Here is a 10920-nt window from a genome sequence, read left to right as displayed (position 1 = left end):
AACAAACAAAAAACGGCGGGCCGAGGCCCGCCGTTTCCGTGTGCGCTTGACGCAGGCGATCACGCTGCCTGCGAATGCGGGTCCTCGTGCTGGCGGTCGTAGTAGCAGGCGGTGCCGGCCTTGCTGGCAGCGGTGGCATGGTGGTTCGTGCCGGCCTGATCCTTCTGTAGAGCCGAGCCCATGCTCGGCTGCTTTTCCGCGGCACGGCCTCAGCCGAGCATGGGCTCGGCTCTACAACAAACAAAAAACGGCGGGCCGAGGCCCGCCGTTTCCGTGTGCGCTTGACGCAGGCGATCACGCTGCCTGCGAATGTGGGTCCTTGTGCTGGCGGTCGTAGTAGCTGGCCGCGCGCAGTTCGTGGGTGTCGAAGTCGTCCACGGTGATGGTGTCCAGGGTCAGCGTGCGCAGTTCTTCCAGCAGGCTGCGCTCGTCCTGGGTGATCACGCCTTCGGCCACGGCCTCGTCCAGCTGTGCCTTGAAGTCCAGCGCTTCGATGCCCTTGCTCTTCAGCGCCTTCAGGAACTTGCGCTCCACCGGCTCGGCCATGATCGCCTTGCTCAGGTAGCTGTTGATGCGGCCACCCGGGTTGTTCTCGCACGGGGTCAGGAACACGCCACTGGCCAGACGGTCGCGGGCTTCGTTCGGGGCCATCAGCAGGGCAGCGACACGACGGCTGAGGCGGTCACCCGGGGCTTCGGCACGACGGCCCAGCGGGAAGATCAGCGCCCACATCAGCCAGCCGATCGGACGGATCGGGAAGTTGCGCAGGGCCGCCGACAGCGACTCTTCGATCTTGTGCACGCTGTCATGGAAGGCCCACGCCAGCAGCGGCTGGTCGGCCTGCGGCGCGCCCTCGTCGTGGTAGCGCTTGAGCATGGCGCTGGTCATATAGACATGGCTCAGCACGTCGCCCAGGCGGCCGGACAGCGATTCCTTGAACTTCAGCTTGCCGCCGAGGGTCATCATCGAGATGTCGGCCATCAGCGCCAGGTTGGCCGAGTAGCGGTCCAGCTTGCGGAAGTAGCGGCGGGTGTAGGCGTCGCCGGGGGCGGCACCGAAGCGCGCACCGGTGAGGCCGAACCAGAACGAACGTACGGCATTGGAGATGCCATAGCGGATGTGGCCGAACAGGCTGCGGTCGAAGTCCTGCAGGCCGGCACGGGTGTCCGGATCCTGCGCGGCCTTCATTTCCTTCAGCACCCACGGGTGGCAGAGGATCGCACCCTGGCCGAAGATCAGCAGGCTGCGGGTCATGATGTTGGCGCCTTCCACGGTGATCGCGATCGGCGCGGCCTGCCAGCTGCGGCCGGCGAAGTTGCGCGGCCCGAGGATGATGCCCTTGCCGCCGATGACGTCCATCATGTCCGAGATCACTTCACGGCTCATGCTGGTGCAGTGGTACTTGGCGATGGCCGACGGCACCGACGGCACGTCGCCACGGTCGACCGCCGCCGCAGTGGCCTGCGACAGCGCGCTGATCTTGTAGGCCTTGCCGCCGATGCGGGCCAGCGCTTCTTCCACGCCCTCGAAGCGGCCGACCGACAGGCCGAACTGCTTGCGGATGCGTGCGTAGGCACCGGTGACCGCTGCGCCGGCCTTGGCACCGCCGCTGGCGGTGGAGGGCAGGGTGATCGAGCGGCCCACGGCCAGGCACTCGTTGAGCATGTTCCAGCCCTTGCCGGCCATCGCAGCGCCACCGATCAGCTGGGTCAGCGGGATGAACACATCCTTGCCCTTGATCGGACCGTTCTGGAAGGTCGAGTTCAGCGGGAAGTGGCGACGGCCGATTTCCACGCCGGGGGTATCGCGCGGCAGCAGGCCCAGGGTGATGCCGATGTCGCGGGTCTCACCGATCAGGCCATCGGGATCGTACATGCGGAAGGCAAGGCCGATCAGCGAGGCGACCGGGGCCAGGGTGATGTAGCGCTTGTCGAAGGTCAGCTTGACGCCGAGCACCTGCTCGCCGTTCCACTCGCCCTTGCAGACGATGCCGTAATCGGGAATCGAGGTAGCGTCGGAACCGGCGAACGGACCGGTCAGGCCGAAGCAGGGCACTTCGCGGCCATCGGCCAGGCGCGGCAGGTACTGGTCCTTCTGCTCCTGGGTGCCGTAATGCACCAGCAGTTCACCCGGGCCCAGCGAGTTCGGCACGCCGACGGTGGAGCTGACCACCGAGGACACCGAGGCCAGCTTCTGGATGACCTTGTGGTGGGCCAGCGCGGAGAAGCCGAGGCCACCGTATTCCTTAGGGATGATCATGCCGAAGAACTTGTTCTTCTTGATGAAGGCCCACAGTTCCGGCGGCAGGTCGGCATGGACGTGGGTGATTTCCCAATCGTTGACCATCGTGCACAGCTCTTCCACCGGGCCATCGAGGAAGGCCTGTTCTTCAGCGGTCAGCTGTGGCTTGGGGTAGTTCAGCAGGATGTTCCAGTCCGGGTCGCCGGTGAACAGCTCGCCTTCGAAACCGACCGAGCCGGTTTCCAGCGCGATGCGCTCGGTCTGCGAGAGCGGCGGCAGCACCTTGCGGAACACCTTCATCATCGGGCCGGTCAGCAGCGGCTTGCGGATGAACGGCAGCAGCAGCGGCACGGCGATCACCGCCAGCACGGCGGCAGCAACGATCGTGGCGGTCTGGTTGACGTACGGCACGAACCAGCAGACGGCCAGCAGGGCCAGGCTGATCAGCGTCCAGGTCAGCAGGCGCATGCGGTGGTAGGCGACGAACGCGCCTGCCAGCAGCAGGGCGAGGAAGGGAAGAACGATGCTCATGAGCGTGCTCCGGTGACGTGCTCGTTTGTGGCGGACGAAGCTGCAGCATCCGCTGCGGGCAACACGTCCAGATAGTCCAACACAGTAGCGGTAAAGGCGTCGTTGTCATCACCGGCGACCATGTGCGTGGCCTGCGGCAACGATACGTGGCGCGCGTGCGGCGCCAGTGCCAGGAATTCGGCGACGGTCTGCGGCGTGACCAGATCGCTGCGGCCACCACTGACCAGCAGCAACGGGCACTTCACCTGGCGCGCGGCCTCGGCCAGTGCATCCTGGTGCTGCTCGCTGTCGCGCGCCAGTTCGGCCACCAGCCGCGGATCCCAGTGCCAGCGCCAGCGGCCGTGCCCGTCCTCGCGCAGCAGCGCGCGCAGCGACTGCTCGGATTTGCGCGGGCGGTGCGGCAGGTAGGCGGAGATCACATCCGCGGCCTGGGCCAGCGAGGCGAAGCCATCGGGATGGGCGGTCATGAATGCGAGGATGCGCTCGACGCCGGCGGTATCCCAGCGCGGGGTGATGTCGACCAGCACCATCGCCGAGAACAGGCCCGGCCAGCGCGATTCGGCGAGCAGGCCGAACAGGCCGCCCATCGAGGCGGCAACCAGCACCGGCGGGCGCGGCTGCTCGCCGGCCAGCACGATCAGGTCATCGGCAAACTGCTCGCCGTGGTAGGGCACGTCGGCGGCGTTCCAGTCCGAATCGCCGTGGCCGCGCGCATCGTAGGCCAGCGTCTGCAGGCCGGCGGCAGACAGCGCCCGTGCAGTGGCATTCCACGCATGCCGGGTCTGGCCGAAGCCATGGGCGAACAGCACGCGGCCGCGGCGACCGTGGTCGCTGGCCGTGGCCGCCAGATGGGCGCCATGGGCCGCCTCCAGACGCAGGTCGTGGAACGCGGCGGGAGTAGGGGACGTAACCATACTCGTTAGTATGGATGGCTGGTGGCGGAAGTCAATACCATGCAGTATGGTGCGCTGCGGAAGGCGCCACCGTCCGCCCCGCGACGGTTTCGGCCGCAACGGCGTACTGCAACGAACCCCGCCGTATGGTTAAATCACCCCATGAATCAACCTGACGCTTCTGCCGGCGAACCGCGTGCCGGCCGCAACAGCCGCCTCAGTGCCGAAGACTGGGCACAGGCGGCCCTCGATCTGATCGCTGAACAAGGTGTGGGCGCCGTCGCCGTGGAGCCGCTGGCGCGCCGCCTGGGCGTGACCAAGGGCAGCTTCTACTGGCACTTCCCCTCGCGCGATGCACTGCTGCAGGCCGCGCTTGAACGCTGGGAACTGTTCGAACAGGAGCAGGTCTTCGGCAGCCTCGAAGACGTGCCTGATCCGCGTGCGCGCCTGCGCCAGCTGTTCCAGATGGTGGCGCACGAAGTGCAGCCGCACATCATCTACAGCGAGCTGCTGAAGGCGCTGGACCACCCGATGGTGCGGCCGGTGATCGACCGGGTCTCGCAGCGGCGCCTGGATTACCTGGTGGCCTCGTTCCGCCAGGCCGGGCTCAGTTCGACCGATGCACGCCATCGCGCCCGGCTGGCCTACGCTGCCTATGTCGGCTTCCTGCAGCTGTCGCTGCAGCTGCAGCAGCCGAAGCAGGCACGCGAGGATTTCGAAGCCTACGTCGAGCACCTGATCGAGACGCTGATCCCGAACGGCTGAGTCGGGCGCGCCGGGTACCCGCACGAGGCCGCAGTTCCGCTGCGGCCTTTTTCGTGCCTGTCGTTTCTGCCACGTGTCCTGCGTGGCCGGGGCCCCCCAACAGAAACAGGGCCCCGAAGGGCCCCGTCCTGGTGTTTTACTACGCTTGCCCGGCCTTGATCAGAAGCGCTGGGTGTACTGCATGAACAGGTAACGGTCGTAGTCCAGCATCGGGTCGATCGACGACGAGCTGTTGTTGGTCAGCGAGATGGTGATCGGCGGCTGCTTGTTCCAGATGTTGCGGGCACCGACGGTGACCGAACCATTCCAGGGGGCAGCCCAGGTCAGCGAAACGTCCTGGAAGCTGATCGAACCCTTCTTGTTGGCGCCCACGCCACCGCCCCAACCGTTGTTCGGGGTGCGGTAATCCGGGTCGTTGCACGAGTCATCGTCGTAGCAGAAGTCGCGGTAGCCGCCGTAGTAGCGCAGGTTCCAGCTGGCCGACAGGTCGCCCTTGGCCCAGTTGACGCCGAGGGTGGCGCGCACGCGCGGCGAGTTCCAGTAGCCGGCGTACTCATCCCACGGTGCGCCGTTGTCGGACTGCTGGCGCAGCGAGACCAGGTAGTTGCTGTCCAGGCGGAGCGAGAACTGGCCGGCTGCGAACTCCGGCAGGCGGTAGTTGGCGACGAAGTTGTAGCCTTCGGTTTCCAGGGCGCCCAGGTTCGCGTTGCCGCGGCTCAGGGTCACGATCTGGCCGGTGGTGGCATCACGGCTGTAGTTACAGAACGAGGTCACGCCGTTGTAGCACTGGTTCAGCACGTAGGTCGCGCTGACCGCAGTGATCACATTGGAGATGCTGATCTTGTACCAGTCCAGCGAGAAGTCCAAGCCCTGCACCCAGCGCGGGCTGAAGACCAGGCCCACGGTACGGGTCTTGCTGTATTCCGGCTCGAGGTCGGCGTTGCCGACGCCGGCCTGGAACGGCGCATTGCCCTGGGTTTCACGCGCGGCAACCGGCACGCCAGCGTTGTCGGTCTGGCGGAAGGTCGGTGCCAGGCCTTCGCCGGCGCAGCGGGCAGCTGCAACCGGGTTGTCCAACTGCCCGAAGCGGGCATCGCACGGATCGGTCAGGTCATCGAAGGTCTGCGAGCCGCCACCGAAGGTGTCATCCAGGGTCGGGGCACGGAAACCCTTGCCGTAGGTGGCACGGACCAGCAGGTCTTCAACCGGCTTCCAGGTCAGGCTGAACTTGCTGTTGGTGGTGTCGCCGAAGCGGTCGTAGTCCGAATAGCGGGAAGCGACGTCGAACGACAGCTCCTTGGCGAATGGAACGTCCTTCAGCAGCGGGATCATCAGCTCCAGGTACACCTCGTCGGTCTTGTACTTGCCGGACGTGGCACCTGCAGCCAGATCGGTGGTGTAACCGGCGGCCGACAGCTGGTCCGGGTTGTCGTAACCGGACACTTCACGGTGCTCGACGCCTGCCGCGAAGGCGAACTCGCCTGCGTCGCCCGGCATGTCGAACAGACCACCGGTGATGTTGGCGAAGTACTGCTTGCTGACGCTCTGCTGGGTCGCCTGGCCGAGCGTGTTGATGTACTTCAGCGCGTCGGCGGTGGAGGCCGACGGGCCGCCCAGCACGTCGAACGGGGTGCACTGGCCGGCCGACAGGCTGGTGCCCAGCGCGATCGGGTTTGCAGCGGTACCGCACTGGACCACGCCCTGTGCATTGAGGAACGACGGGCCCAAGGCCTTTTCCAGTGCCAGCAGGTTGAGATTGCCGGTGCTGATCTGGGTGACATCGAACTTGTTGTAGTTGATGCCTGCATCCCAGTTCCAGCCGTGGGTGCCCACATCGAACGCGCCTTCCAAGGCGGCATCGAAGTGGTAGCTCTTCACGTCGTTGCGCGAGATGCGCGGGATTTCGATCGTGCGGCGGAACCAGTTGGTGATGTCCTGGCCGACCGGGTTGTAGTAGCTCTGGCCGCTGATGTAGACCGGATAGGTCGGCTGCGCGTTGGCGCTCATCGGGTAGCCGGCGACCTGGCGCTCGGAGTTGCGCTCGGAGTACATGACCGTGGACTTGAAGGTCACGTAGTCATTGATCTCGAAGCTGCCGGCGGTGAAGATCGACTTCGTTTCGGTCTCCTGGGCCAGCATCATCTGCTGGGTGGAGTTGAAACGGTCGTCAACCGTCACGGCGTTGTGGTAGTTCGCAAGATCGCGCGAATCAGCGCCCACGCCCTGGCCGTCATACGAGCCGGTGTGGTTCAGGATGTAGGTATTGCCACCGAACGTGAAGCGGCCCCACGGGCCGGTGGCGCTGAGCGCATCCAGCGGATGATCCGGACCGTAGGTGGTGCGGGTCAGCGCACGGTCCTTGGAGAAGACCGGGTCTTCCTTGGTGTAGCTGGCGCCTAACAGGATCGAAGCGCGATCGCTGGAGGCACCCATGGTGAAGGAGTAGGCTTCCTTCTGACCGTCGCCACGGCCGTTCTGGCCGATCAGGGCCGAGACTTCCGCACCTTCGAAATTGGTGCGCAGGATGATGTTGACCACACCGGCGATGGCGTCGGAGCCGTAGATCGCCGAGGCGCCGTCCTTCAGCACTTCGATGCGCTCGATGAGCGAGGCTGGGATGGTGGACATGTCGGTGAAGCCAGCCAGGCTGGACGTCCAACGCTTGCCGTTGACCAGCACCAGGGTGCGCTGCTCGCCCAGGTTGTACAGGTTCACGTACTGGCCGCCCTGTTCCGGGTTGGAGGTCAGCACGGCGGCCTTGCTGAAGGTCTGGGTGCCGGAGACGGTGAGGTTCTGCAGGATGTCGCCGACGCTGACCAGACCGGACTTCTTGATGTCCTCGGAGGACACCGTGAAGATCGGCTGGGCGGTTTCGACGTCAACCGAGCGGATGCGCGAACCGGTGACCTGGATGCGATCCAGGTTGGTCGCACCCGAGGTGGCCTCCTGCGCCTGTGCGGTCGCGACGGATGCACCGGCGACCAGCGCGATGACGACCGCATCACGCAGCTTGTTGGACTTGAAGTTCATTGGCTCTCTCTCTCCAAGGAAATCTTGGCTGGGTTATTGCCTGCGTGCGGAACGCAAAATGTCGTTCCAAAAAAACGCGAGGCTGAATCGATAGTAACGGCGCCCTCCAGAAAATTAAAGCTACGTTAACTTCAGCTGTGCCAGTCCGTGTCAATGCCCGGGAATCTTTACGATTCAATGACTTGTGGTACATGACTGGGACACTCGGCTCATTTGAGTATCGTTTAGTCTGAAAAAATGTTTGTGTTGATACATTTCGTAATATTTCGATATGTAACGACGTGCGGGCGTTTAACGAACACGTTACCTGCGGAAACAGGAAGGGCGCCCGCAGGCGCCCCTTCTTTCATCCAGTCGATGTCGTACGACGTTGGACCGCTTACAGGTCCTGCTCGTAGCGAACGTACGGCACGGTGCCGTCGTCGTTGCTTTCGTTGCGCGGGGAGAACGGATTCTTGCCGCGGCTGACCACGTTCTCGGCGCCGACGGTCAGCTGGCCCGACCACGGAGTACGCCAGGTGAGGCCGATGCCCAGGCCTTCCCACTTGCCCGGCTTGCCGGGAACGTCGACCACGCGGCCGATGATGCTGCCGGTGAAATTGCCGTAGCCGGCACCCAGGCTCAGGCTCTTGCTGTCCCAGCGGTCGACCAGGGCGGGCGATGCATCGGAGATCGGCACCAGGCGCGCCTTGGCGTAGGTACCGGCGATGGACACGAAGCCTTCGCGGCCGATGTTGCGCTGGGCGAACACGGTCAGGTCGTTCTGTTCGCCACGCAGGGCCGGGGTCTTGTTCGGCGAGGCCAGCCAGGCCGGCAGGGTCTCGCGGCTGGTACCGGCGGTGATTCCCAGGCGGTTGTTGCCGCGGTTGAGTGCGGCGGTACCGGTCAGGCGGCGGTTGTTGGCACCGATTGCGTCATCGTCATCGCCCAGACTGGCCAGCATGCAGTGGCTGGCCAACCCGCTGATGCTGCTGCCGCTGCTGTTGCTGCACAGCAGGCCCAGCGAATCGCCGGAGGACAGGCCGAAGGCAGCGTCCAGCGAGTTGCGGCCGAAGTGCCAGCGGGCACCTGCGGCCTGTTCGCCGGTCGGTTCCAGGTACAGCAGGGCCTCGACCTTGCCGCTGCCCTTGTTCCAGACCGGCAGCACGGTGCGGGTGTCCTTGCTCTGCGCATGCGCGCCCGTGATCGCGCCAAGGGCGATCAGCAGGGCCAGCGGTAGACGCAGGAAAGTACGCATCGGACCAGTTCAGACAGTGACGGACAACGGAAGTTCCCGCTGGGGCGGGAACTCGATCCTAGGGTGTTTATGAAATCTTAACAAGCCTTGATCCTCCCCAGAACACAAGACCTGCCCATTCATTGAAGTCGTTCAGGTGCCGGTACAGTCCCCTCGGCACCGTGGAACAGTATGCCGAACTCCGTCAACGGAAAGTGATACTCCCGTCCGCAGAATTCGCAGCGGACTTCCACCGCGCCGGTGTCTTCGGCGGCCGCGCGGGCTTCTTCCTCGCCCAGGGAGACCAGCATCGAGGCGACCCGCTCGTGCGAGCAGGAGCAGCCGAAGGCCAGCGGCTTGCTGCCCATCAGTTCCGGCTTCTCCTCGTGGAACAGGCGGTGCAGCATCTGCTCGGCCGGGGTGGCCAGCAGTTCGGCCTTGCCCAGCGTGTCGAACAGGGCGCTGGCGCGAGCCCAGCCGTCGTCGTCGCCTTCGTCGCCGGGCAGCTTCTGCAGCAGCAGGCCCACGGCGCCGTTGCGGTCAGCGGCCAGCAGCAGGCGGGTCGGCAGCTGTTCGGACTGGCGGAAGTAGTCCTCGAAGGCCTCATCCAGCGCTGGCGCGGTCAGGCCGACCAAACTCTGGTAGCGCTGCGGTTCGCGCGGGTCCAGGCCGGGGTTCTCGATGGTGATCGCCAGCAGGGCGTCGCTGCCCAGGCTGGACAGGTCGCGCGGCGCGTCGGCGCCTTCGGCCAGCTGGGCGATGCCGCGCAGGGTACCGACGGCGGTGCACTCGGCGAACAGGGTGCGCAGGCCGGTGTTGCTGCGCAGCTGGATGGACAGGCGGCCGTCCACCTTCGTGTGGCCGGTGAACAGGGCCGAGGCCACGCAGGCCTCGCCGAGCAGTTCGGCGGCATTGTCCGGGTATACGGCGTGGGACAGGATTTCCTGCCAAGTGGCCTTCAGTTGCACGTGCACGCCACGGACGCCGGCGTCGGGCAGCAGGAAGCGGATCAGGGAATCGGTTTGGGCGGTCATCGGCTCACATCGCGCGTAAACAGGGGCGGTTGCCGGATAATGCGCCGACAACCAGGCATGAGAAGGATGCACCAGTAATGGGGGCAGGGGGAGAGCAGGACAAGGTGGAGGCCGTGCAGGCCGTGGTGACCACGCCGGCCCGCCGACGCTGGCGCTGGAAGCGGCTGCTGTGGCTGCCGGTACTGTTCGTGGGCTTCAGCTGCCTGCAGGTGCTGGTGCTGCGCTTCATCGACCCGCCGCTGTCCACGGTGATGCTGTGGCGCTATGGCGAGGCACTGGGCGAGGGCGACTGGTCCTACCGGCTGCATTACCAGTGGCGCGACCTGGGCCAGATGGCGCCGAGCCTGCCGATCTCGCTGGTAGCCGCCGAGGACCAGCGCTTCCCCGAGCACAACGGGTTCGACCTGCAGGCCATCGAAAAGGCGCGTGACCACAACGCCAAGGGCGGGCGGCTGCGCGGGGCCAGCACGATCAGCCAGCAGGTGGCCAAGAACCTGTTCCTCTGGCAGGGCCGCAGCTGGATCCGCAAGGGACTGGAGGTCTGGTACACGGTGCTGATCGAGGCGTTCTGGCCGAAGGAACGCATCCTGGAGATGTACGCCAACATCGCCGAGTTCGGTGATGGCGTGTATGGCGCGCAGGCGGCGGCGCAGAAATTCTGGGGCAAGGACGCGGCGCGGCTGGCACCAAGCGAAAGTGCCCGCTTGGCGGCGGTGCTGCCGGCGCCGCGGCGGTACAACGCGGCCAAGCCGGGGCCGTACGTGCAGCGGCGGGCGACGTGGATACAGCGGCAGGCCCGGCAGCTGGGTGGGGCGGGGTATCTGGAGGAGTAACGGTTGATCGTTACGCGGCGCCTACGGTCCTGCCTGCGGTAGCCCTCCGCCTCCGGACAGTTTCCTGCGCGCGCGGAACGAGAGCGGAAATTCAAAAGAAAGAAGCAAAAAGCAGAATCAAAAGCTGTGCCAACCAAGGTTGGCAGCTACCAGGGGCGGGTGATCGGCGCTGAAGCGCACCGCGCTCGCGGGAATATGTCCAGAGGCGGAGGGCATGGCCGTGCAGGACCGTAGGCGCCACGGACGGCGCCTACGAGCTACATGGACGTATTTACCGCGTGTCCTGCACGGCCATGCCCTCCGCCTCCCCCCGTATCAGGAAGGCGCTGCAGTTGCTCTCGATTTGGCCGTTGCCTTTAGCGGGCCGGCGGGCTGCA

8 protein-coding genes are annotated in these 10920 nt (G+C 65.5%); 2 read left to right on the top strand and 6 right to left on the bottom strand.

The features are described 5' to 3' along the window. Positions 1 to 59: 59 nt before the first annotated feature. The 3 genes from NQ204_RS12730 to NQ204_RS12720 form a co-directional block, all read right to left on the bottom strand. Complete coding sequence (locus NQ204_RS12730) at positions 60 to 182, bottom strand: hypothetical protein (protein WP_256644044.1); 123 nt, start codon at positions 180 to 182, stop codon at positions 60 to 62. A 112-nt stretch (positions 183 to 294) separates the two neighbouring features. Then, positions 295 to 2772, bottom strand: coding sequence for an acyl-CoA dehydrogenase (locus tag NQ204_RS12725; RefSeq protein ID WP_116864697.1), 2478 nt, complete (start codon positions 2770 to 2772; stop codon positions 295 to 297). Continuing rightward, complete coding sequence (locus NQ204_RS12720; protein ID WP_256644043.1) at positions 2769 to 3686, bottom strand: alpha/beta fold hydrolase; 918 nt, start codon at positions 3684 to 3686, stop codon at positions 2769 to 2771. The genes NQ204_RS12725 and NQ204_RS12720 overlap by 4 nt, the downstream gene beginning before the upstream one ends. A 141-nt stretch (positions 3687 to 3827) precedes the next feature. On the opposite strand from NQ204_RS12720, the gene NQ204_RS12715 reads away from it, so the two are divergent. Further along, the gene (locus NQ204_RS12715) at positions 3828 to 4430 is read left to right on the top strand and encodes a TetR/AcrR family transcriptional regulator (protein WP_079222832.1); all 603 of its coding nucleotides are present in this window, start codon (positions 3828 to 3830) and stop codon (positions 4428 to 4430) included. A 159-nt stretch (positions 4431 to 4589) separates the two neighbouring features. Here the strand turns inward: NQ204_RS12715 and NQ204_RS12710 are convergent, their stop codons facing one another. The 3 genes from NQ204_RS12710 to hslO all read right to left on the bottom strand — a co-directional run bounded on the left by NQ204_RS12710 (position 4590) and on the right by hslO (position 9710). Then, positions 4590 to 7460, bottom strand: coding sequence for a TonB-dependent receptor plug domain-containing protein (locus NQ204_RS12710; protein WP_116864695.1), 2871 nt, complete (start codon positions 7458 to 7460; stop codon positions 4590 to 4592). 379 nt (positions 7461 to 7839) lie between these two features. Beyond that, positions 7840 to 8697: an XOO1806 family protein gene (locus NQ204_RS12705; protein ID WP_150455380.1), complete on the bottom strand. Its 858-nt coding sequence runs from the start codon at positions 8695 to 8697 to the stop codon at positions 7840 to 7842. 119 nt (positions 8698 to 8816) lie between these two features. Beyond that, positions 8817 to 9710, bottom strand: a complete 894-nt coding sequence (gene hslO / locus NQ204_RS12700) for an Hsp33 family molecular chaperone HslO (protein ID WP_116864693.1) — start codon at positions 9708 to 9710, stop codon at positions 8817 to 8819. Positions 9711 to 9787: 77 nt separating this feature from the next. Here hslO and mtgA point away from each other — a divergent pair, with 77 nt between their 5' ends. Further along, on the top strand, positions 9788 to 10543 hold the full coding sequence (mtgA, locus tag NQ204_RS12695) for a monofunctional biosynthetic peptidoglycan transglycosylase (protein WP_256644042.1): 756 nt from the start codon (positions 9788 to 9790) through the stop codon (positions 10541 to 10543). Positions 10544 to 10920: the final 377 nt, after the last annotated feature.

The sequence above is a fragment of the Stenotrophomonas testudinis genome, from assembly GCF_024499815.1.
Taxonomy (GTDB): Bacteria; Pseudomonadota; Gammaproteobacteria; order Xanthomonadales; family Xanthomonadaceae; genus Stenotrophomonas.
This window is presented reverse-complemented; position numbering and strand designations above follow the sequence as displayed.